This window comes from Agrobacterium sp. 719_389, assembly GCF_900188475.1.
Lineage (GTDB): Bacteria > Pseudomonadota > Alphaproteobacteria > Rhizobiales > Rhizobiaceae > Agrobacterium > Agrobacterium radiobacter.
Genome location: NZ_FYEM01000014.1, coordinates 98,540 through 120,431, shown reverse-complemented (window position 1 = coordinate 120,431; position 21,892 = coordinate 98,540). Strand labels below are relative to the sequence as shown.

General features: G+C 61.6%; 19 protein-coding genes. 8 read left to right on the top strand and 11 right to left on the bottom strand.

What is annotated here, in order from left to right; genetic code table 11:
• Window positions 1-104: 104 nt before the first annotated feature.
• Genes CFB10_RS22305 through CFB10_RS22280 form a run of 6 tightly spaced genes read left to right on the top strand, consistent with a single transcriptional unit; the run spans window position 105 to window position 8,236 of the window.
• Window positions 105-2,627 (top strand): hypothetical protein, encoded by a 2,523-nt coding sequence (locus CFB10_RS22305; protein WP_020008930.1) that lies wholly within the window; start codon window positions 105-107, stop codon window positions 2,625-2,627.
• A 13-nt stretch (window positions 2,628-2,640) separates the two neighbouring features.
• The gene (locus CFB10_RS22300; RefSeq protein WP_020008931.1) at window positions 2,641-3,735 is read left to right on the top strand and encodes a glycoside hydrolase family 88 protein; all 1,095 of its coding nucleotides are present in this window, start codon (window positions 2,641-2,643) and stop codon (window positions 3,733-3,735) included.
• Entirely contained in the window at window positions 3,732-5,084 is a 1,353-nt protein-coding gene (locus CFB10_RS22295) for a glycoside hydrolase family 28 protein (protein WP_020008932.1), read from the top strand. Before CFB10_RS22300 ends, CFB10_RS22295 begins: the two co-directional genes overlap by 4 nt.
• Window positions 5,084-6,187: an ABC transporter ATP-binding protein gene (locus CFB10_RS22290; RefSeq protein WP_026363347.1), complete on the top strand. Its 1,104-nt coding sequence runs from the start codon at window positions 5,084-5,086 to the stop codon at window positions 6,185-6,187. Before CFB10_RS22295 ends, CFB10_RS22290 begins: the two co-directional genes overlap by 1 nt.
• Window position 6,188: 1 nt before the next feature.
• Window positions 6,189-7,184, top strand: coding sequence for a carbohydrate ABC transporter permease (locus CFB10_RS22285; protein ID WP_020008934.1), 996 nt, complete (start codon window positions 6,189-6,191; stop codon window positions 7,182-7,184).
• A 2-nt stretch (window positions 7,185-7,186) separates the two neighbouring features.
• The gene (locus CFB10_RS22280; protein WP_020008935.1) at window positions 7,187-8,236 is read left to right on the top strand and encodes a carbohydrate ABC transporter permease; all 1,050 of its coding nucleotides are present in this window, start codon (window positions 7,187-7,189) and stop codon (window positions 8,234-8,236) included.
• A 9-nt stretch (window positions 8,237-8,245) separates the two neighbouring features.
• Here CFB10_RS22280 and CFB10_RS22275 read toward each other — a convergent pair whose 3' ends face one another.
• The 10 genes from CFB10_RS22275 to CFB10_RS22225 form a co-directional block, all read right to left on the bottom strand.
• Window positions 8,246-9,292, bottom strand: coding sequence for a LacI family DNA-binding transcriptional regulator (locus tag CFB10_RS22275; RefSeq protein WP_026372485.1), 1,047 nt, complete (start codon window positions 9,290-9,292; stop codon window positions 8,246-8,248).
• A gap of 213 nt (window positions 9,293-9,505) precedes the next feature.
• A complete protein-coding gene (locus CFB10_RS22270) occupies window positions 9,506-10,291 on the bottom strand; it encodes a TIM barrel protein (protein WP_020008937.1) in 786 nt (261 codons plus the stop codon).
• Between the two features lie 8 nt (window positions 10,292-10,299).
• On the bottom strand, window positions 10,300-11,310 hold the full coding sequence (locus tag CFB10_RS22265; protein ID WP_020008938.1) for a Gfo/Idh/MocA family protein: 1,011 nt from the start codon (window positions 11,308-11,310) through the stop codon (window positions 10,300-10,302).
• A gap of 10 nt (window positions 11,311-11,320) precedes the next feature.
• Window positions 11,321-12,220: a sugar phosphate isomerase/epimerase family protein gene (locus tag CFB10_RS22260; RefSeq protein ID WP_088567176.1), complete on the bottom strand. Its 900-nt coding sequence runs from the start codon at window positions 12,218-12,220 to the stop codon at window positions 11,321-11,323.
• Window positions 12,221-12,385: 165 nt separating this feature from the next.
• Window positions 12,386-13,300, bottom strand: a complete 915-nt coding sequence (locus tag CFB10_RS22255; RefSeq protein WP_020009025.1) for a substrate-binding domain-containing protein — start codon at window positions 13,298-13,300, stop codon at window positions 12,386-12,388.
• A 152-nt stretch (window positions 13,301-13,452) separates the two neighbouring features.
• Window positions 13,453-14,394, bottom strand: a complete 942-nt coding sequence (locus tag CFB10_RS22250; protein WP_026363366.1) for a sugar ABC transporter substrate-binding protein — start codon at window positions 14,392-14,394, stop codon at window positions 13,453-13,455.
• A gap of 279 nt (window positions 14,395-14,673) precedes the next feature.
• Window positions 14,674-15,702 (bottom strand): LacI family DNA-binding transcriptional regulator, encoded by a 1,029-nt coding sequence (locus CFB10_RS22245; protein WP_020009027.1) that lies wholly within the window; start codon window positions 15,700-15,702, stop codon window positions 14,674-14,676.
• Between the two features lie 435 nt (window positions 15,703-16,137).
• Window positions 16,138-17,343 (bottom strand): 3-oxoadipyl-CoA thiolase, encoded by a 1,206-nt coding sequence (gene pcaF, locus CFB10_RS22235; RefSeq protein WP_020009028.1) that lies wholly within the window; start codon window positions 17,341-17,343, stop codon window positions 16,138-16,140.
• A gap of 10 nt (window positions 17,344-17,353) precedes the next feature.
• The gene (locus CFB10_RS22230) at window positions 17,354-18,049 is read right to left on the bottom strand and encodes a CoA transferase subunit B (RefSeq protein WP_020009029.1); all 696 of its coding nucleotides are present in this window, start codon (window positions 18,047-18,049) and stop codon (window positions 17,354-17,356) included.
• Window positions 18,046-18,753 carry a 3-oxoacid CoA-transferase subunit A gene (locus CFB10_RS22225; RefSeq protein WP_020009030.1) on the bottom strand — a complete coding sequence of 236 codons (708 nt, stop codon included), beginning with the start codon at window positions 18,751-18,753 and terminating at the stop codon, window positions 18,046-18,048. Before CFB10_RS22225 ends, CFB10_RS22230 begins: the two co-directional genes overlap by 4 nt.
• 136 nt (window positions 18,754-18,889) lie before the next feature.
• On the opposite strand from CFB10_RS22225, the gene CFB10_RS22220 reads away from it, so the two are divergent.
• Window positions 18,890-19,651, top strand: coding sequence for an IclR family transcriptional regulator (locus CFB10_RS22220; protein ID WP_020009031.1), 762 nt, complete (start codon window positions 18,890-18,892; stop codon window positions 19,649-19,651).
• Here CFB10_RS22220 and CFB10_RS22215 read toward each other — a convergent pair.
• Window positions 19,621-20,544 (bottom strand): helix-turn-helix domain-containing protein, encoded by a 924-nt coding sequence (locus CFB10_RS22215; protein WP_020009032.1) that lies wholly within the window; start codon window positions 20,542-20,544, stop codon window positions 19,621-19,623. The two genes, CFB10_RS22220 and CFB10_RS22215, sit on opposite strands and share 31 nt — an antisense overlap.
• Before the next feature lie 117 nt (window positions 20,545-20,661).
• Between CFB10_RS22215 and pobA the strand changes: the two genes are divergently transcribed.
• On the top strand, window positions 20,662-21,834 hold the full coding sequence (pobA, locus tag CFB10_RS22210) for a 4-hydroxybenzoate 3-monooxygenase (RefSeq protein WP_020009033.1): 1,173 nt from the start codon (window positions 20,662-20,664) through the stop codon (window positions 21,832-21,834).
• The last annotated feature ends 58 nt before the right edge of the window (window positions 21,835-21,892 follow it).

The following is a 21,892-nucleotide window of genomic DNA, read 5'->3' as shown; positions in this document are numbered from 1 at the left end:
ACGTCAAGCTGTTTGTTTTGGCGAAATCGCACAAATCGACGCGAAAGAGCGAAAACAGATTTGTGAAAATAATTTCATTATAGATCGATGGGAGGCGATCCATTATGACGGATGCAGCATTTGCGGCGAACGCGTCGCAGCCGACATATACCGTCGCGGATGGCGAGACGGTGACCGCCTGGATCGTCTCTGATCTGGTGGAAACGTCGTTTCCCGGCATCGCCGCCCCCGCCGAAGACCGCGTGAACTATCGCTTCATCAATGGTTTCGTGGATGTTGGCGACCTTCCCTGCCGCAAGGCCTTCCAGCAGACCATGATCGGCCGCGACATCTCGCCCGATACCGGCTGGCCGGTGTCACACCTCAACCTGCCGGGCTCCAACCGCCGCGTCGAATTCACCGGCTTCTGGCATGTTCCGACCCATGTGCAGCGCTGGCTGAAGGGCGCTTTCCGCAGCGAGACTGCAAGGAAGGCGCATTTCCGGCTGCGCACCTGCGGCGGCGTGCGCATCTGGGTAGGCGGCGTCGAACAGGTGCGTTTTGAACCCTTTATCCGCAATGTCGAAAGCAGCCGCAACATCACGCTTGATCTGGCGGCCGGCGATAACGAGGTGCTGCTGCTCTGCGAAGATCTGGCGGAGCGCGACATCATCTGGTTTTTCGAACTTGAGGTCATCGATCCCGTGCCCCTCACCGTCGTGCTGCCGGTGCCGCTCGACCGCGAAGAGACGAAGCGCCTTGCCGCGCTGGTGCGTGACGTTCACCCGGCGCGGGATGTATTTTCAGGCACGGCCCTTAAACTGATCTTCGGCGCGGCCCCGGCAAACGACCTGCCGGTGCATATCGCCGTCAAAAGCCATGGCCACGAGCGCGCCACGCTTGCGGAAGTGGACACCGTGCTGAAGGCCGGGCAATCCTCGCTGGCGATAGCGGGCACGACAGATATTCCGGACGGGTATCACGGCGTCAGGATCACGATGGGTTCGGGAGCGGGGACGGTCACCCGCCTCATCGACGCCGCCTTCATGCATGATATTGCGCCGGAAGCATCCAATGCCGATATCAACGAGCGCAAAAAAGCGGCCCTCTCCTTCAGCGCCCGTTTCGGCGCCTGGCGCATCGGCCGCGCGCTGGCGATGGTCGCCACCGGCAACGATGACATCGAGACGATTGGCGGCATCGTCGATGCGACGCTGCATTCCATAGACAGGCGCGAAGACTGCTCCGATTTCGTGATGATCCCGCTGCTCTGGCTGGTACGCGCCTATGGCGACCGGCTGCCGGCCGACATGCGGGCGCGGATCGACACCTCGATCCTCGGCTATCGCTACTGGGTGGATGAGCCGGGCAATGACGTCATGTGGTTCTGGAGCGAGAACCACGTTCTGTGCTTCCACACCAGCCAGTTGCTGGCTGGCGACTATCTGCCGAACGCCGTCTTCACCGCGTCGGGCCGCACCGGACGCGAGCAGGCGGCGCTGGCCGCCGACCGTCTGGAGCGCTGGTTCGACAGCGTCGAGGCGCATGGGCTGGCCGAGTGGAACTCCGCCGCCTACTACCCGGTAGATTTCATCGGCCTTCTCGCCATCGAACATTGGACGGGGCCGGAACTTGCCGCCCGCGCACGCCACCAGCTCGATCTCATTTTCGAAATGATCGCGCTGCACACGCTGGGTGGCGTCCCTTCCGGTTCGCAAGGGCGGGCTTATGACAAGGAGCTGCGCGCCGGGCCGCTGACGGAACTGGCGCCCTTTGCGCAGGTAGCATTCGGTCAAGGCTGGCTCAACAATGGCGTCGCCTCGCTGCCGATGTTCTGCTGCGGTGACTACCTGCCGCCGGCGCATCTTGCCACCCTCTCCCAGCTGGAAACCGGCCGTATGGTCGAGGCGCGTTATGCACAGGGGCTGGAGCCCGGCAAGCTTGTGCTGTTCAAGAACGAGGCCGCGCAGCTTTCCACCGTTGTCGACCACAAGACCGGCCGCAAGGGCCACCAGCAGCATGTCATGGACATCAAGCTTGCCGGCCATCCGATGGCGCGGCTCTGGGTCAACCATCCCGGTGAGGACGATCCATGGGGCAGCCAGCGCCCCTCCTATTGGGCGGGAAGCGGCATCCTGCCGCGTGTGGCGCAGCATCGCGATCTGGCCATGCTGATCTTCGACACGGACGATCACCGCAACGACTGGACCCATGCCTATCTCGGCCGCGACGGGCTGGACGAGGTGCTGATGGAGGGCAACTGGCTCATCACCCGTTCGGGCCGCGGTTTTGCCGCCCTTTACGCGACCAACGGACTTCAGCCCATCACCTCTGGCGCCACCGCAAACCGCGAGATCAGATCACCCGGCCGCCGCGCTGGCTGGGTGGGCGTCATCGGCTGCGGCGACAAGCAAGCCTTCGCCAGTTTCCGCGAGAAAATTCTCGCCACACAGGTCACCTTCAATGCCGAAAGCCGGCTGCTCTTGGTCACGCCGCCGGGCGGACCTGAGCTTACCCTGACCTGGGACGGCGCCTTCACCATCGGCGGTCAGGCCATGGCCTTCGACCATGACCAGCCGCAACCGCAAATCACCTTCGAAAGTGCCGATCCCGCCTCGGACGGCGCGGCGCGACCCTTCTACTCCTAAGCGGAATTGACAGATGAACCAGCCAAGCATGGAAAAAGACACTCTCAGGACGACGATCGACAATGTCGCCGCCGCCTTCAGCCGCCTCAAGGGCATTCAGGAAGGTCTGGTCAGCGGCAGTTCCGATGGCAAGATCCAGTTCGATGAATGGGACTGGGAAGTGGGTGTGGGCCTGTACGGTTTCCTGCGCCGGGCGCTGGCCGCCAACGACCAGAAGGCATTGGACGACCTCGTCACATGGTATGGCTGGCAGATCGAACGTGGCCTGCCACCCCGCCAGATCAACAGCTCCGCGCCGATGCTGCCGCTCGTCATCCTGACCGAACATGTCGACCGGCCGGATTTCCGGGCGCTGGTGGAAGACTGGGCCGACTGGCTGGTGCATGAATTGCCGAAAACCGAAGATGGCGGCTTCCAGCATGTCGTCAAGGAACGCCTGAATGAAGGCGAACTCTGGGACGACACGCTGTTCATGGCATGTCTCTTCCTCGCCCGCGCCGGCGTCGTCTGCAAACGCCATGACTGGATCGACGAAGCGGTCTATCAGTTTATGATCCATACGCGTTATCTGTCGGACCCCGTCACCGGCCTCTGGTATCACGGCTGGACCTTCAACGGCCGCCATAATTTCGCTGACGCCTTCTGGGCGCGCGGCAATTCCTGGATCACCGTCGCCATTCCCGAACTCTTCGAACTGGTGCCGACGCTTGCCGGAAAGGACAAACGTTTCCTCGCCAATGTGCTGGCGAGCCAGGTGCGGTCGCTCAGGCAATACCAGCGTGAGGACGGCATGTTCCACACGCTGCTCGACGATCCCACATCGCCGGTCGAGACATCGGCGACGGCAGGCATCGCCTATGGCATTCTGCGCGGCATTGAGGCCGGCATCCTCGGCGAAGAGAACCGGCCGCATGCGGAACGCGCGCTGAAGGCGGTGCTTGGCAATATCGACGATGAGGGCGTCGTCCACGGCGTTTCCGACGGTACGCCGATGGGTCATGATCTCGACTTCTACCGCCGCATTCCCAATCTGCCCACACCCTACGGGCAGGCGCTGACGATGCTGCTTTTGATCGACGTTTTTCTGAAAAGGCCGCAGGCATCATGAGCATGAACCAAGAAATCACAGCCGCAGCCGATGGCCGCGACGCCACTACCGCCATCCAGCAGGCAATCGACACCGTCTCGGCCGCAGGCGGCGGGCGTGTATCGCTCGCAGCCGGGCGCCATGTCAGCGGCGGCCTTGTTCTTAAGAGCGGCGTGGAACTGCACCTTGCCGAAGACGCGGTACTTGCACCCGTTTCCGATTACGAGGCCTATGCGGATACGACGGTTTCGGTCATCGCCGAGGATTCCAACCGCGGCATGCTCATCGCGAGCGGCGCGCACGACATCGCCGTCACCGGTCCCGGCCGCATCGAGGCTGGCGGTGAGAACTTCATCATCGGCGACGACAAGGCCATGGGCACCTATGTTCCAGCCCAAAAACGCCCGCGCGTGATGGTGCTGGAAGCCTGCCACAACGTGCGCCTTGAAAACCTCCACGTCAGCGCTTCACCCATGTGGACGCTGCATATGGTCGATTGCGAAGACCTCCATTTCCGCAATCTCCGCATCGAAAACGACCGCCGCCTGCCGAATACCGATGGCATCGTGCTGGATGCCTGCCGCCGCGCATTGATTGAGGACTGCTTTATCTCCACTGCCGATGACGGCATCTGCCTGAAGACCAGCGCCGGACCTGATGGCAAGGCGGTGGGAGTCTGCGCCGATATCACCGTTCGCCGTTGCACCGTTTCCAGCATGAGCTGCGCGCTGAAACTCGGCACGGAATCCTTCGGTGACTTCACCAATGTCGTGTTCGAGGATTGCAGCATCGTCCAGTCCAATCGCGGCGTCGGCCTTTTCTCCCGCGATGGCGGCGCGATGCGCAACATCCGCTTTTCACGGATTAAAGCCGAGTGCCACGAAACGCCGGGCGGCTTCTGGGGTTCGGGTGAAGCGGTCACCGTCACCGTTGTCGACCGTCGCCCCGAACGGCAGGCCGGCAGCGTGGACAATCTGGTCGTGGAAGACCTGAGCGGCTCGATGGAAGGCGCGATCAACCTCGTCGCCACCTCGAAGGCCGGCATTCACAATGTCCGGCTGGAGCGCATCACGCTTGCGCAGCAACCCGGCAAGCTCGGCACCGGCCTGCAATATGATCTGCGCCCCACCAATGCCGATATTGCGCCAAGCGCCGATGCGGCTGGCCGCGCCAATGCCTGGACGCAGGATGCGCAGGGCCGGATCGTCGGCATGGAGGATTATCCGGGCGGCATGCCCGCGATCTACCTTTCGGGCGTTCACGGATTTTCGGCGCATGATGTCGCCATCAAGAGAGCGATGCCCTTGCCCGAGGGCTGGAACAGGCAGGAGATCGTCGCGACGACGGGCTCGGATAAAGGGAGCAGGTGATGGGAAGTCTGAAACTCGAAAACCTCAACAAGGCGTTCGGCGCCGTTCATGTGCTGCATGATATCGATCTTCAGATCGAAAACGGCGAATTCGTCGTTTTCGTCGGCCCCTCGGGCTGCGGAAAATCGACGCTGCTGCGCATCATCGCCGGTCTCGAGGACGTCACATCTGGCACCATCGCCATCGGCAATCGCGATGTCAGCGCGCTGTCGCCAGCCGAGCGCAAGATCGCCATGGTGTTCCAGTCCTATGCGCTTTATCCGCATATGAGCGTGCGCAAGAACCTCGCCTTCGGTCTGGAAAACCTGCGCTTCAAGCGGGCGGAAATCGAAAGCCGCATCAACGAGGCGGCGCGCATGCTCGCCATCGAGCCCTATCTCGACCGCAAGCCGAAACAGCTCTCCGGCGGCCAGCGCCAGCGCGTCGCCATCGGCCGCGCCATCGTGCGCGAGCCTGATATCTTCCTGTTCGACGAGCCGCTTTCCAACCTCGATGCGGCGCTGCGCGTGCAGACGCGCGCCGAAATCACCCGGCTGCATCGCGATATCAAGACGACGATGATCTATGTCACCCATGATCAGGTGGAAGCCATGACCATGGCTGACAAGATCGTCGTGCTGCGCGCCGGACGCATCGAGCAGGTGGGCAGCCCGCTCGAGCTTTTCGACAATCCGCGCAACCTCTTCGTCGCCGGTTTCCTCGGTTCGCCGCGCATGAACATGCTCAAGGGCGTCATCACCAAGGGCGAAGACGGCGGCATCGCCATCGACGCCGGCTACGGCGTGTCCCTGCCCTGCCTTGTCGATCCGGCAACCGTCAGTCCGGGACAGGCGGTTCTGGCGGGCATACGCCCCTCGCATTTCACCATCGGGGATGCCGGTCTGCCCTTCGAGGTGCAGTACCACGAAAGCCTCGGCACCGAGACCTATCTCTACGGCAATATCAAGGGTGAGAAGGAGCAGATCATCGTGCATCAGGCGGGCCATTTCGCGCCCGCTTCCGGCTCGGTGCTGAAGATCATGCCGGCGCGTGAGAAGGTGCATGTCTTCGATCCCGCCACCGAACTGGCGCTGCCGCGCCTTGCGAGCGAAGGGAGAGGGTAGCATGGCCAATCCGAAGCTCGCGAGACTGTCCGACCGTGTGCTCGATGCCGTGATGGCGATTGCCGAAGTGCCGCTCAACTTCATCGAGCGGCAGATCGGCAAGAGGCGCATGCCCTATATTTTCCTGATGCCGAACCTCGTTCTCTTCGGCATTTTCACCTTCCTGCCGATTGCGATTGCCGTCGGTTACGCCTTTACCGGCGGCACCGAACTTTTGATCACCGACCGCCCCTTCGTCGGTTTCGAGAATTTCGGCAAGCTGCTGGATTGCCAGAGCTATATGGACCCCGGAAGCTGCCGGGAATCCCTGTTCTGGACGGCGATCTGGAACACTTTGTGGTTCGTCGGCTTCAACGTCATCGCCACGCTGCTGGTCGCGCTCATCACCGCACTCATCCTCAACCGGGCGATCGCCGCGCGCGGTTTCTTCCGGGCCATGTTCTTTTACCCGGTCCTGCTGTCACCCGTCGTCATCGGCCTCATCTGGAAATGGTTCCTCGACCGCAACGGCCTGCTCAACGCCTTTTTCCAGATGCTCGGCGTACCGCCGGAAATCTTCCTGCTGGATGTCGGCTGGTCGCGTTTCTTCGTCGTAGTGGTCTCGGTCTGGTTCCACATGGGCTTTTATACGCTGATCCTGCTGGCGGGCCTTCAGGCCATCCCGAAGGACCTCTATGAAGCAGCAGCCATCGATGCCGCCTCGCCCCGGCGCACGCTCTTCCGCATCACCCTGCCATTGCTTGGTCCCAACCTGCTCGTTGTGCTCATCCTGTTGATGATCCGCTCGGTGCAAATATTTGATGAAGCATGGGTTCTCACCAATGGCGGCGGGCCGGGCACGGCCAATACATTCGTGGTGCAATATATCTACCAGATGGCCTTCGGCAGCGATCTGAGGCTGTTCGGTCTTGCATCCGCCGCATCGGTTCTCATGGGCCTTGTGCTTCTTGCGCTGACGCTCGTGCAATTGCGCCTTGGCAAAAAGATGGAGTCCTGACCATGTCCAACGCCGTCTCCTTCCTCACGCGCACCCGCCGCCCCGGCCGGATCGGCATCACCGATATCCTCTCCTGGGTCTGGCTCATCGGCGGCACGCTTGCCGTCCTCATCCCGGTCGTCTGGGCCGCCATGTCTTCGCTGAAACCGGAAGCCGAGATCACGCGGTTTCCGCCGAGCCTTCTGCCGCGCGCCGCCGTGCAGGTGGAGGTGCAGGGTTACGACAAGCCGCTCAGCCTGTGGAAAGCCAGCATCGATGGCGTGGAACGGGAAATGGCCATGATCCGCCGCGTCGGCCTCAAAGCCCAGATGGTCGACCCGGCCAATCCCGGCCCGCCCGTCAGCGTCGACACGCGCGGAATAACGCCGGTTCAGAAACTGACCATTGCGACGGAGAACTTCACCGATCCGCTGACACAGTTCAGCTTCTTGACCTTCCTCAAGAACTCGGTCTTCGTTACCTTTGTCGCGACGGTTCTGACCTTGATCGTCAACGCCATGGCGGCCTTCGCGCTCTCGAAATACCGTTTCCGTGGCGAGAAGGCGATTTTCGTGCTGATCATCTCGACGCTGATGATCCCGCTCACCGTCGTCATGGTGCCGGCCTATCTTGTCATCGTCGGTGTCGGCCTCGTTGACAATCTCTGGGGCGTCATCATCCCCACCGTCGCAACGCCGACGGGCGTGTTCCTGCTCCGGCAATATATGCTGACCATCCCCGACGAGCTGATCGAGGCGGCGCGCGTCGATGCCGCCAGTGAATTCCGCATCTTCTGGCGCATCATCCTGCCGCTGACGGCCCCGGCGCTTGCGGTTCTCGCCATCTTTTCGGTGCTCTGGCGCTGGAACGACTTTCTCTGGCCGCTGATCGTTCTCAGCAGCCGCGAAAACTTCACGCTACAGGTGGGCCTCAATGCCTTCCAGGGCGAGTTCTCGGTGCAATGGCACTATATTCTCGCCATGACCTTCCTCAGCCTGGCGCCCGTCACCGTCGTGTTCCTGTTCCTGCAGCGCTACATCACGACGGGCATTGCCGGCACGGGAATGAAATAAACCCTGACATCACTTGGGGGGCGGTGCGATGCTGCCCCTCAACACCAGCCGACAACCGAGCTCGAGCCGGTGCGCCGGACGTGTCGGATCGGCCGCCATAAGCCGCTGCTCCAGCAGCGCAAGCGCCGCACCGCCCAGCCTGTCAGCGGGCAACTGGATGGTGCTGAGTGGCGGCGCACTGAAGGCTGCCGGCATGATATCGTCAAACCCCAGCACCGAGATATCGTCCGGCACTCGAATTCCTGCCTCCGTCAGTGCCTTCAGACAACCGAGCGCCAGATTGTCGGCGGCGCAGAAAATGGCGGTGGCGTTTCTGAGCGGCTTGTCTTCGGCGAGCAGACGGCGGATGGCGGCTTCCCCCCATTCGGGCTCGTAACTTTCCACCTCGATGACCATATCGGCGGGAACTGTCAGGCCCGCCGCAAGAAAGGCGTCGCTATAACCGTCATAACGGCGGCGAATCGTCGTGCGGCCCTTCCAGGTGATGTGCAGAATATTGCGATGCCCGAGCGACAGCAGATGCTCGATACCAAGCCGCGCGCCAAAACGGTTCTCGGCCGTCACCGTATCGACGATCATGGCCGGATCCTCGCCATTGATCAGAACCACCGGCCGCGCAAGCGCCGACAGCGCCTCGACCAGCTGCGGCCTGTCATCGTTCAGGATCACGATGCCATCGACATTGTCGGCATCCGCCGCCGCTGCCACCAAGGCGGGATCGAGCCGGCTCGTCGCGCTCACATAGGGAACGATACGAATGCCGCGCCGCTCGCATTCGCGCCGGAAGCCGTTCAGCATCGTCCAGCTGACCATGTTAAGATCGCTCTGCGGTGCCGCATCATTGGTCATGGCGAGCAACACGACGCGCAGGGTGGCGATCGTCGCCTTCTGCCTGCGGTTTTCGAGGTAGCCGAGCGTGCGGGCCGCCTCCAGCACCCGGTCGCGAACCTGCGTGGTCAAGGGTGCCGTGCCATTGATGGCATGCGACGCTGTGCTCAGCGAAACATTCGCTTCCCGCGCCACGTCCTTAAGCGTCGTTTTCCTATCCGCTTTCATATAGGGAAAATTCAACCACTCTTCTTCAGACGGTGCGGGCAGAAAGCCTGCCTCGCGCAGTCGATCTGGAGAATACCCGTGCCTGTTTACTGCTCTCTCGTCAGCGGAAGACTACAGCATCATCCGTAAATGCGGAATTGATTTCTCTGGGTTTTTACCGATCGTTTATCCCCCGGGAACGCCGCCCGCAGCAAACCGCGGGCGGCAAGGCGGTCAAAGCGCCCGGGAGATATGGTCGATGCTATCTTTCAAGGCAGCGACCGGGTTCTTCAACGCGTGCACCTCCGCCGCAAAGGGCTCGAAACTGTAAAGCCCCATGTAACCGGCCGCCTCAAGCGTTCTGATCTGGGCAATATTTTCCAGCCGGTCACCGCCATCCACCAGTACACGGTGGGCGTCCAGCATATCGGCGACGGAGACGGCGGGGTCGGTAACGCCGGAAACATGCACGAGGCCGGTACGTTCGGGGAAGAACTCTGTCTCGCCCGCAAGATGGTGGTGGAAGGTATCGTGCACCAGCCTGTAGACATCACCGCCGCCTGCCGCGTCGATGGCCTTGATGGCCTCGGCCTTGGTGCGCAGCGACGAGACAGGGAAACCGAGCGGCTCGACGAGGCCGGTCAGTCCACGTTCCGCAAGGATCGGCTTCATGGCCTTCAGCGCGGCCACGAGATCATCGAATGAGACTTCCTTTCCGTCGTTGAGCGGGCACATGACCAGCGCCTTCGCACCGCTTGCCGCTGCATAGTCCGCCATGGCAACAGCCCGTTTTGGCAAATCGCCCGACCAGACGTTGAAGGGATAAAGCGCGTTTATCGAGATGATCGTCACGCCGGCCTTTTCGGCCGCCGCCTTCACGGCAGCCGGCTGCACCGTGCTGACGATGTCAGGCAGGTCGTTGCGGATTTCAACTTCGGTGAGGCCGAGTTCGCGGGCTGTGGCGAAGAACTCCTCAAGGGAGAGCTTCGGGGCGGTGATGTGGTTGATGGCGAAACGCATGAAAGACCTCACTGATAAAGGGCGGGACGCGTGGGAAGCTTAATTGCGACGGCTGCTCCGTCGGTCTCCTGCGCGGCCACGCAGGCGTCGGAGGTGATGGCCGCCACATAGCCGTCCCAGGAGCTGGGACCCGATGCCGTTCCATTCGCCGCCGCGTGGATGAAGTCCTGCAATTCCACATCGTAGCTGGCGATGAAGCGATCCTTCCAGTCGGTGAGGATATCGTTCTGCAGCTTGGCTCCGAGGCGCGTCTGCACCGACATCGGCTCCGGCAGGCTGGCAATGCCGTCCTCGCCCACCACCTGGCACTGGATATCGTAGCCATAATGGCAATTGACGAAGATTTCGACGTCGATGATCGTGCCCTTCGCCGTCTCCAGAATGACGATCTGCGGGTCCTTCAGCCGCGCATGGCTTCTGGCCGCCGAGCGGGGAAAGAGAACCCGGGCCGAAATATAGTCATCATCGAGCAGCCAGCGCAGCACGTCGATCTCGTGGATCATCGTGTCGTGGATCGCCATCGGGGTCACATATTGCTCCGGAACCGCCGGGTTGCGATGGGCGGCATGCACCATGATCGGCGCGCCGATCCTGTTGTCGACGGCCTGTTTCAACGCCACGTAACCGGCGTCATACCGGCGCATGAAACCCACCTGAACCAGCCGTCCGCCATGGGCCACCTCGGCATCGACGATGCGTCTTGCACCTTCCGCCGTTGTCGCCAGCGGCTTTTCGCAAAAGCAGGGCTTGCCGGCGGCGATTGCCGCCAGCACATATTGCTCATGCGTCGCGCCCCAGGAGGTGACGAGCACGGCATCCACATCGGGTGAGGCGATCAGCTCCTCGCCGGTGGCGAAGATTTCCGCGTCCGGGGCGATGTCATCACGCACCGCTTCCGCCGATCCATGATTGACATCGCTCAGCGCGACGACCTTTGCGCCGCCGAGGACCCTGTTGATGCGGCGGGCATGGTCGCGGCCGATGGCGCCGGTGCCGATAACACCAATTCTCACAGTCATTTTCAAAACCTCACTTCCGGTATTTTTCGATGTAATTGTTGATCTCGGCACACATGAACTTGCTCGATTCATCGGCCCTGTCCTCCCAGGCGAAGACGCAGGAGGTCATGATGCCGTCGAAACCGATTTCGGCGAGCGTGCCGAAGAAGTCGTCCCATGGCACTTCGCCCTGGCCGATATTCAAGTGCTGATGCACCCGCGCCTGTGTGCCCGGTGGATTGAGAATGTAGCGCAGCCCGGAACTGGCCTTGTGGTTGAAGGTATCCCCCACATGCACATGCGCCAGCACATCCTTCGCCTCGCGCAGCATCGCTTTGGTGTCGTCGCCGAAATAGAAGGTGTGCGGCGCGCAATAGAGGAATTTGACGTTCTTCGAATTGACGGTGCGTATGATGTCGAGCGCCGGCTGCAGCGTTTCGCACCAGTCTTCCGGATGCGGCTCGACATGCAGGTTGATGTTTTCGCGTTCGAAGATCGGCACCAGTTCTTCCATCGAGCGCCACCATGCATCCTCGCAGGCTTCGATCATCGAGCCGGTGTGGCAGCAATAACATGACCCCTTGTCGGGATGCGGACCGCGGCCGAATTCGGAGTTCATCGTGTCGACCTCCAGTTCGATGGCGATCTCGATGGCGCGTTTCCAGTGTTTAACCGCCGCCTGCCGTTCGGTCTCGTCATTGGAGGCCCAGCGATACATCGGCAGCAGCGAGGCGATACCGACATCGGCATCTTTCAGCGCCTTCTTGAAGGATCGGATGCGCTCGGGAAACACACGCGGCGCCTTGAACCATTCGAGGAAATCGGCGCGCGGGCTGAGTTCGATCCAGTCGTAGCCGAGTTCCTTCACTTTGGCCGGGAGGGCTTCGAGGCTGAGATGGCGGTGCATGAAAGGGTCGATGGCGATGCGCATATACGCTTCCTTGTCATTATTGTCTGTCGAAGGGCCCTTGCGGGCCGGTTATGTAAGGCCGCGGTCCGGGAGAGGAGACCGCGGCCTTTGGCCGACTTTTTCGCGGGCGGCCATGTTTGTGCTCTGCCGACGGCATTCGGTCAGCATGCCGGCCAAAACTCCGGTTCAGTTCCGGGCCTGATATTCCCCAAGGTTTTCGGGCATCACCAGTTCGAAGGGCACCCAGAGCGTCTTTTCGACTTTTTCACCGGCAGCGGCTTTCACCGCCGTCTGAACGGATACTTCGCCCTGCTTCGTCGCGTTCTGGTAGACGGTGATGTCGAGATCGCCTGTCTGCATGGCGGCGAGGCCGTCAGGCGTGGCGTCGATGCCGGCGATGACGACATCCTTCATGGAAACGCCCGCCGCCTTCAGCGCCTGCGCGGCCCCGATCGCCATTTCGTCATTGTTGGCGATGACGGCATCAAACTGCACACCCGCCGTCAGCCAGGAGGAGACGAGATCCTGCGCCTGCGTGCGGCTCCAGTTCGCCGTCTGCTTTTCGAGGATGTCGATCTTGCAGTCCGGCCGGGAAAACACCGTTTCCACATCCTTGGTGCGCACCAGCGCGGCATGGTTCTCCAAAGGTCCCATCAGGATGACGGCCTTGCCCTTGCCGCCCATCAGCTTGCAGGCCGCTTCCGCCTCCATGGTGCCGGAATCGAGCTCGTTGGAACCAACGAAAGCTGTCCCATCAGGCAGGCCGGTTTCCAGTTCGGCTGGCGGATGATTGACATAAACGAGCGGAATTTTGGCGGCGGACGCGGCTTTGGTGATCGCGGCCGTGGCATCACCGTCAACGGCATTGACGATGATCGCATCGACGCCATTGGCGATAAAATTCTGCACCTGATTGAGCTGCTTCGATGGATCGAGCTGGGCGTCTTCCACCAGAAGTCCGATATTTTTATCACGCCCGGCCTCGGCCCTGATGCCGTTAAGCAGGATCGTCAGAAACGGATTGTCGAAAGACGTCATGGAGACCGCAACGCGGGTCTCGGCAAGAGCCGGCGTTGCGAAAATGCAGAGCGCCGTCGCCATCAGTAATTTTTTCAAGGTTTCCTCCTGCGGAAATCGCCGCTGGTTGCATCATTCTATGTCGCCGGAGCCGGCCATTCCGCCGGCTCCGGCGCGTTCGGCCCGCCCGGCGGCGCTCCCCGGGAGCGGAGAAGCCGCCTGGGCGAGGCCATGGCTCAATTCCTGGCCTGATAGTTCTTGAGGTTCGCCGGCGTCACCAGCTCGAAGGGAACGAAGACCTTCTTGTCGACCGCATCGCCCTTGGCGAGTTTCAGCGCCGCATCCAGGGCACCCTTGCCCTGCCCGGCGGCATTCTGGAAAACGCTCACATCCAGATCACCCGCCGCCATGGCGGCAAGCGCGTCCTGCGTGGCGTCGATACCGGCGATGATGACACTGTCCATCGACCGGCCAGCCGCCTTCAGAGATTGAATAGCGCCGATGGCCATTTCGTCATTGTTGGAAATGACGGCATCGAACTGCACCCCGGCAGAGAGCCAGTTGGTCATCAGATCCGACCCTTGAGTACGCGACCAGTTGGCGGATTGTTCCTCGACAAGCTTGAGGAAGCTGCAATCGGGGGTGGCCACCACATCCTTGATATCCTGCGTGCGCATGCGGGCCGCCTGGTTGGAAAGCTCGCCCATCATCACCACCGCCTTCGCTTCCGTCTTGCCGGCCGCCTTCAGCAAACGGCAGACTTCCTGCGTCTGCAGGGTGCCCGACTGTTTTTCATCGGAGGCAACGAAGGCCTGTTTTTCCGGCAGGCTGTCGAGATTGACCGGCTGGCGGTTGACATAGACGAGCGGAATGCCGGCGGCCGCGGCAGCCTGCGAAAGGGCCACGGTCGCATCCGTATCCACCGGGTTGACGATGATGGCGTCGACGCCGGCGGCGACGAAGTTCTGCACCTGGCTCAGCTGTTTGCCGACATCGTTCTGCGCATCCTCGATCTGCAGCGAAACGCCGTTCATGCCCTTGGAATAATCGACCATGCCATTGCGCAGCACGGTCAGGAAATTGTCATCGAACAGGGCCATCGAAACGCCGATGGTCTCAGCCGACGCGGTGGTCGCCAGCATGGTGGCGAGCGCTGCAATCGCTAAATGTCTTTTCATGTCGTTCTCCTCCAAAACCCTTGAAAAGAAGCCGGCCACGCAAACTTCGTCACATCGTGCTGCAACCGCGCCGGCAAAGGAATACCGGTCACCGGAGACGGTCATCTGCGGCGTGCGGCAATCCGGAAACATCGTTGGTGTCGTGGACCAGCCTCCTGCCCGTTCCACATGCGGCCAAGATTTCCCAGTCCGCGCCCGGCGTCAACGGGTCAGCGACAGCCGAAACCATCAAGGCTGATAGAAAGAGACGCGGAATTTATGATGGAATCTATCAAACCATCAAAGGCTTTCAGGAACCCATAGATGGGAGGGCACAAACCGCTGCCCCGGCGTTTCCGCCATGCCATGTTCGATGGTGTGCACCATGGTCGCGATGAGATCGGTGCATAATTCGCGAAGCGGCGTCTGGAATATGCCGCTGATACGCTTTTCCAGCAGCGCCTGACGTGACTCGGGCGTCAGTTCGTTGACAAGACAGACAATGCTCTCCTGCCGGTTTTCCTGCTGCAGCGCCTCGATCACGCCTTCCATGCCGCCGCCGACGCAATAGATGCCGACCAGGTCCTTGTGCTTTGCGATGGTGTCCATCACTAGCTCATAGGTCAGCCGCCGCGTTTCCAGCGTGATCAGCGCATCCATCACCTCGAATTCCGGCGCATATTCGCGCATATAGCTGCGAAAGCCGGTCTCGCGCAGCGAATGGCCGTGAAAACGGTGACCGCCGAGCAGCAGAAGTACCTTGCCCTTGCTGCGCGCCAGCCGCGAGATCATCCAGGCCGCCGTGCGCCCCACTTTCATGTTGTTGGCGCCGAGATAGGCTTCCCGCACCCCCTGGGCGAAATCCGAAAGCAGCGAAAATGTAGGAATGCCCTTCGCCTTCAGGGCCTCGACGGCGGCAGTGACATCGTGATGGTCCGGCCCGGTGGCCGCCACGGCCTGCACGCGGCCCTTCATCCCCGTCAAAAGGGCTGCAAGCTCGCTCGGCTCGCCCGACTGGGCAAATTCGATGCGCAGATTGAGATGGCGATCCCGGACGTTGCGCGCCGCAAGCTCCAGCTCGTCGGCAAAGGTCTGGTAGAAGGCGTGCCGTTCCTTGCGCAGGATGATACCGAGACTATAGGAAGGCAGATCGGCCAGCATGCGCTGGCGAATGATGTTGGTTGCGTGAAAACCGATCTTCTCCGCCGCCTCGAACACCCGCCGGGAGGTTTCCTCACGCACCGGCAGCCGACCGTTCAGCACGCGGTCGACGGTGGCGACGCTGACGCCTGCGGCCTTTGCCACATCTGTGATGGTGGGACGTTTCATGCGGGCACCCCATAGACGGAAAGATTCCTGTCATGTCTTGCAAAACATGTCACGGATGGTGATGGAATCCAACATGTGCGAAGGGATAAGGGCGTGGAGTACTTTATCAGGGAATAATCGACCGGGGCCTGCATCGCAGGGCCGGCTTGCTTGGCCCAGCACGCCTCCTCCCCTCATCTCTGTGCTTGTCACAGAGATCCAGCCAACCCAAGTCGTTGGGCTGAAAGGAGTCCTTCCGCCGCGCAGACGCGCGTCGGCTGGATTCCTGTGACAAGCACAGGAATGAGGGGGCTGGGATGCGTCAGATCAAAAAAATCACCTGCCGAGTAACCTGAATGGCCACTGTCACACGTAAGGAAGCTGCGGCAGCGGGCATTCGTACCGTTTTACGGCGGCATTTGCACCGTTATCACGACGCCGAATGCCGCTATCCCGTCAGACCCGCTCCAGCGCCACGGCAATGCCCTGCCCGACGCCGATGCACATGGTGGCGAGCGCAAGGCGCTTGCCGGTCAGCGAAAGTTCAAGCGCCGCGGTGCCGGCAATGCGCGCACCGGACATGCCGAGCGGATGGCCAAGCGCGATGGCGCCGCCATTCGCATTCACCCGTGCATCGTCATCCGCAATGCCGAGTTGCCTCAGCGTCGCAAGGCCCTGGCTGGCGAAAGCCTCGTTCAACTCGATCACGTCAAGCTGTTCCTGCTTCAGCCCGAGCCGCGCCAAAAGCTTGGCCGAGGCCGGGGCCGGGCCGATGCCCATGACGCGCGGCGGCACGCCGGCGGCGGCGCCGCCGAGAATGCGGGCGATCGGCGTCAGCCCGTATTTCTTCGCGGCTTCCGCCGATGCGACGATGAGTGCGGCCGCACCGTCATTGACGCCTGATGCGTTGCCCGCCGTCACCGTCGCGCCTTCGCGCCTGTTGACCGGCTTCAGCTTCGCCAGCGATTCGAGGCTTGTGGCGCGCGGATGTTCATCCTTCGATACCACCAGCGGATCGCCCTTGCGCTGCGGGATCGTCACCGGCACGATTTCCCTGTCGAGACGGCCATTGGCCTGCGCGTCGGCCGCCTTCTGCTGGCTGCGAACGGCGAAGGCGTCCTGATCCTCGCGGGAGACCTGATAATCAACGGCGACGTTATCCCCGGTTTCCGGCATGGAATCGACGCCATATTGCGCCTTCATCAGCGGATTGACGAAACGCCAGCCGATGGTGGTGTCATAGATTTCGGCATTGCGGGAAAAGGCGCTCTCCGCCTTCGGCAGAACGAAGGGCGCGCGGCTCATGCTTTCGACGCCGCCGGCGATCATCAGTTCCGCCTCGCCGGATTTCACGGCGCGGGCGGCCGCGATGAGGGCATCCATGCCCGAACCGCAAAGGCGATTGATGGTGGTTCCGGTAACCGAAACCGGCAGGCCGGCAAGCAGCAGCGACATGCGTGCGACATTGCGGTTATCCTCGCCCGCCTGGTTGGCGCAGCCGAAGATCACGTCTTCGACGGCTTCCCAGTCAACGGACGGGTTGCGCTCGACAAGCGCCTTCAGGGGAATTGCACCGAGATCGTCGGCCCGCACCGAAGAAAGCGCACCGCCGAAGCGGCCGATCGGCGTGCGGATATAGTCGCAGATGAATGCATCGGTCATCGGTTTTTCCTCACAGTTCCGGGGCGACGAGATCAACGACCTCGCCATCGACCGTCAAAGGCGCGCCGGTCATGGCCTGCAATTCGTCAAACGTCATCGACGGCAGTTTTTCACGCAGCACGAAGCGGCCATCCACCACGTCGATGACGGCATGGCTGGTATAGATGCGGGTGATGCAGCCGACGCCGGTCAGCGGGAAGGCGCATTTTTCAACGAGCTTCGGCTCGCCATTCTTGGTCACATGTTCGGTGATGACGAAGACCTGCTTGGCGCCATGCACCAGATCCATCGCGCCGCCCACGGCCGGCACGCCCTTGGAGCCGACGCGCCAATTGGCGAGATCACCATTCTGCGCCACCTGATAGGCCCCGAGGATCGCCACATCCAGATGCCCGCCGCGCACCATGGCGAAGCTGTCGGCATGATGAAAGAAGGCCGCACCCGGCTTCAGCGTCACGGCCTTCTTGCCGGCATTGATGAGGTTCCAGTCCTCTTCGCCTTCCGGCGGCGCTTCGCCGAAATTCAGGATGCCGTTTTCAGTGTGGAAAATCGCCTGACGGCCGGGCGGCTGGTAACGCGCCACCATTTCCGGAAAGCCGATGCCGAGATTGACGTAGGCGCCGTCCTCGATGTCCTGCGCCGCGCGCCAGGCGATCTGGGCGTTGGAAAGCTTGATGTCTTCGCGGGTGTCGATGGTCGTGGTCATGCGTAGGCTACTCCCGCGCGAATGAGGACTTCTTCCTGTTGCGGATCGGGAATTTCCACGACGCCGTTCACGAAAATGCCGGGCGTCACGACATGCTCCGGATCGATCTCGCCGGCTTCGACGATCTTCGAAACCTGCGCGATGGTGGTCTTCGCGGCCATGCACATCAGCGGGTTAAAATTGCGCCCCGCCTTGTTGTAGGTGAGGTTGCCATAGGTATCGCCAAGCTCCGCCTTGACGATGGCAAAATCCGCCTTCAGCCAGCGTTCCTGCACGTAAGACCGCCCGTCGAATTCCGCGATGACCTTGCCTTCAGCCAGTTCCGTGCCGAAGCCTGTGGGGGTGTAGAAGGCCGGAATGCCGGCACCGCCGGCGCGGATGCGCTCGGCAAGCGTGCCCTGCGGCACCAGTTCCAGCTCGATATCGCCTGCCAGATAGCGATCCGTAAAGGCGCGCGGATCGGACGAGCGCGGGAAGGAGCAGATCATCTTCCTGACCATGCCCGCGTCGATCATCGCCGCAATGCCGATGCGGCCGTTGCCGGCATTGTTGTTGATGACCGTCAGGTTCTTCGGCCCCTTGTCGATCAGCGCATGGATCAGCTCGATCGGCGCGCCGGAGCCGCCGAAACCGCCGATCATGATCGTCGCACCATCACCGATGCCGGAAAGCGCCTCTTCAGCGCTCTTGATTGTCTTGTCCATTAAAACCTCCATCCAGCCGGACGGATGAAACCCGCAAGGCTGCCTGACCGTGAGGTAAATCCGAAATTGCCTCGACGGCAAGGATTTTGTGCGTTATATGATTTTTGTTCGTATATCGCACAAATGGAGCCGTGACATGGCCGTCAACGAAAGAGACATGATGGGCGGTCTCGCCAAGGGATTGTGGGTGATCGAGGCCTTCAGCGCCGAACGGCCGCGCCTGTCGATTTCCGATGCCGCCGAGATTGCCGGGCTGGACCGCGCCACGACACGGCGTTGCCTGCTGACGCTTTCGGAACTCGGTTATGCGGCTTATGACGGCAAGTTCTTTACCGTGACGCCGAAGGTGCTGCGGCTCGGCACCGGCTGTCTTGCCACCATGCCGCTGCCGCGCATCGTGCAGCCGCTGCTCGACCGGCTGTCGGAGGAAATCGGCCAGAGCACCTCCGTCTCCATTCTGGATGAGACCGAGATCGTTTATGTTGCCCGCGCCGCGCAGCAGCGGGTGATGTCGATTGCGCTGATGCCGGGTTCGCGCCTGCCCGCTTATTGCACCTCCATGGGCCGGGTTCTGCTTTCGGCGCAGACGGCCGAGCGGCAGCGCGACATTCTCGAAGCCTCCCGGCTGGTGGCGCGCACGGAAAAGACCATTATTGCCATGGACGCCCTGCTCGCCGAAATCCAGGCCACCGGCCATCGCGGTTATGCGCTGATCGATCAGGAGGTCGAGATCGGCCTTCGCTCCATCGCCGTGCCGCTGAAAAGCGTGCGCGGCCAGACGGTTGCCGCGCTCAATGTCGGGCTTGCCGCCTCGGTCGCCTCGATGGAGGATCTGGTGGAGCGATACCTGCCCGCCCTTCTTGCCGTTCAGCGCGAACTGGCAAGAATGCTGGTCTGAGACGGCGCCTGCCGAACACCGGAATCCCCCATTTTCCGCTGCTCCGCCAGCCGCCAGGCGCGCGGCGTCATGCCGGTCTCGCGCTTGAAGAACCGGTTGAAATAGGCCGGATCGGCAAAACCCAGTCCCTCGGCAATCATCTGCACGCTCGAGACCGTGAAGATCAGTTCCTGCTGGGCAATCTCGATCTGACGCTTAGCGATCAGCCGCTGCAGGCTGAGGCCGGAAACGGAACGGACGAGGCGATTAAGATGCGTCTCGGAAAGACCGAGCTTTTTCGCATAAAACTCCGCCTTTTGCGGCTCGCGAATATGGCGTGCAATCAGCGACAGCAAAAGTTCGAAACGCTGCTCCGCAAGACCTTCGCCGGTTCCCTCAAGCAGAGGCCGCGCCGCCCGCGCCAGAAGCGCCGTCACGATGGCGAACTGGCCTTCGATGATGGCATCCCGGCCTGTTTCGCGGGTTTCATATTCGGCGGAAATCTGTTCGAACCCGCTGCGCAGGCGTTCGCCATCGGTAAAATCCCGCAGCGGCAACAGGACGGGCCGCTGAAAATTCCGCAGCAACAGCGCCTGCACCGATGCCGGCAACGCGCCCGGCAGCACGGTGACGATAACCCCGCCAATATCGCGCGAAAACCGGAAGCCGTGTTCGAAACCCGGCGGCACGACAATGGCAACCGGCGGGTGGATCGCCTCGATGCGGCCATCCAGCAGGGCATCGCCCTCACCGCCCCAAATGTACAAGATTTGTTGAAAGGCAGCGTGACGGTGCAGGCCGATTTCAAAGCGGTGCAGGCTGCTTCTGGAAAAAAGCGTCTCGCAATGAAAGCGAAAATCAGTGCCTTGCGCCGCTTCTTCGCCATACAAACCTTCACTTGCAGCAAGCCGCATGTTCGTTCGCTCCTCCTCACAATGGTCGGATTGTGCAATTTGCAGATCAGAAAGTCCATTGAGCTTTCCGCATCCCCTCGGCAATTTCTTGATAGGAGACAAGTTCGGGAGGAAACAATGCGCACCCAGGTCGTCATCATCGGCTCCGGCCCGTCAGGGCTTCTGCTTGGCCAGCTTCTGGCCAGAGAAGGCGTCGAGACCGTCATTCTCGACCGGGTCAGCAAGGACTACATCCTCGGCCGTGTCCGCGCCGGCGTGCTGGAAGAAGGCACGGTGCAGCTCATGGAAAAGGTCGGCGCGGATAAGCGCCTGCGCCGCGAAGGCCTGCCGCATGACGGTTTTTCTCTCACCTTCGACGGCCGCGACCACCGTATCGATCTCTTCGACCTGACCGGCGGCAGCCATGTGATGGTCTATGGCCAGACCGAGGTGACCCATGACCTGATGGATGTGCGCGACGCAGCCGGCCTCGTGACCATTTACGATGCATCTGATGTCGAGCCGCATGATTTTAATGGCGCCAGCCCCTATGTCACCTATCAGAAAGATGGCGTAACCCACCGGATCGATTGCGATTTCATCGCCGGCTGCGACGGCTTCCACGGGGTCAGCCGCAAATCGGTGCCTCAGGGCGCGATCAAAGAATTCGAGAAGGTCTATCCTTTCGGCTGGCTCGGCATTCTCGCTGACGTGCCGCCCGTCAACCACGAGCTCATCTACGCCAACCATCCGCGCGGTTTTGCGCTCTGTTCCATGCGGTCGCACACGCGCAGCCGTTATTACATCCAATGTTCGCTGGATGACCGGCCGGAGGACTGGAGCGACGAGCGTTTCTGGAACGAAATCCGCCGCCGCCTGCCGGAAAATCATGCGGACGCCATGGTGACGGGCCCATCCTTTGAAAAATCCATCGCACCGCTCCGCTCCTTCGTCTGTGAACCGATGCGGTTCGGCCGACTGTTCCTTGCCGGAGACGCCGCCCACATCGTGCCGCCCACCGGCGCGAAGGGTCTCAACCTCGCCGCCAGCGATGTGCATTATCTGAGCGAGGCGCTGATCGAATTTTACCGCGACCGGTCAGAGGCCGGTATCGACGGCTATTCGCAGAAGGCGCTGTCCCGCGTCTGGAAGGCCGTGCGTTTCTCGTGGTGGATGACGACGATGATGCATCGTTTCCCCGATACCGGAGATTTCGGCCAGCGCATACAGGAGGCGGAACTGGATTACCTCGTGCAATCGCGCGCGGCGTCGACCGCGCTTGCGGAGAATTATGTGGGGCTTCCCTATTAGGTGGGCCACGCCACTTGTGTCGAAGTCATCCTCGGGCCTGTCCCGAGGATCTGCAACG

Coding starts and splice junctions, on each gene's coding strand:
- CFB10_RS22220 (WP_020009031.1), top strand. CDS start 18,890: ATGGCCGTCAACGAAAGAGACATGATGGGCGGTCTCGCCAAGGGATTG.
- CFB10_RS22250 (WP_026363366.1), bottom strand. CDS start 14,394: ATGAAAAGACATTTAGCGATTGCAGCGCTCGCCACCATGCTGGCGACC.
- CFB10_RS22270 (WP_020008937.1), bottom strand. CDS start 10,291: ATGCGTTTCGCCATCAACCACATCACCGCCCCGAAGCTCTCCCTTGAG.
- CFB10_RS22245 (WP_020009027.1), bottom strand. CDS start 15,702: ATGAAACGTCCCACCATCACAGATGTGGCAAAGGCCGCAGGCGTCAGC.
- CFB10_RS22230 (WP_020009029.1), bottom strand. CDS start 18,049: ATGACCACGACCATCGACACCCGCGAAGACATCAAGCTTTCCAACGCC.
- CFB10_RS22295 (WP_020008932.1), top strand. CDS start 3,732: ATGAGCATGAACCAAGAAATCACAGCCGCAGCCGATGGCCGCGACGCC.
- pobA (WP_020009033.1), top strand. CDS start 20,662: ATGCGCACCCAGGTCGTCATCATCGGCTCCGGCCCGTCAGGGCTTCTG.
- CFB10_RS22300 (WP_020008931.1), top strand. CDS start 2,641: ATGAACCAGCCAAGCATGGAAAAAGACACTCTCAGGACGACGATCGAC.
- CFB10_RS22215 (WP_020009032.1), bottom strand. CDS start 20,544: ATGCGGCTTGCTGCAAGTGAAGGTTTGTATGGCGAAGAAGCGGCGCAA.
- CFB10_RS22255 (WP_020009025.1), bottom strand. CDS start 13,300: ATGGCGACGGCGCTCTGCATTTTCGCAACGCCGGCTCTTGCCGAGACC.
- CFB10_RS22260 (WP_088567176.1), bottom strand. CDS start 12,220: ATGCGCATCGCCATCGACCCTTTCATGCACCGCCATCTCAGCCTCGAA.
- pcaF (WP_020009028.1), bottom strand. CDS start 17,343: ATGACCGATGCATTCATCTGCGACTATATCCGCACGCCGATCGGCCGC.
- CFB10_RS22280 (WP_020008935.1), top strand. CDS start 7,187: ATGTCCAACGCCGTCTCCTTCCTCACGCGCACCCGCCGCCCCGGCCGG.
- CFB10_RS22225 (WP_020009030.1), bottom strand. CDS start 18,753: ATGGACAAGACAATCAAGAGCGCTGAAGAGGCGCTTTCCGGCATCGGT.
- CFB10_RS22265 (WP_020008938.1), bottom strand. CDS start 11,310: ATGACTGTGAGAATTGGTGTTATCGGCACCGGCGCCATCGGCCGCGAC.
- CFB10_RS22290 (WP_026363347.1), top strand. CDS start 5,084: ATGGGAAGTCTGAAACTCGAAAACCTCAACAAGGCGTTCGGCGCCGTT.
- CFB10_RS22275 (WP_026372485.1), bottom strand. CDS start 9,292: ATGAAAGCGGATAGGAAAACGACGCTTAAGGACGTGGCGCGGGAAGCG.
- CFB10_RS22285 (WP_020008934.1), top strand. CDS start 6,189: ATGGCCAATCCGAAGCTCGCGAGACTGTCCGACCGTGTGCTCGATGCC.
- CFB10_RS22305 (WP_020008930.1), top strand. CDS start 105: ATGACGGATGCAGCATTTGCGGCGAACGCGTCGCAGCCGACATATACC.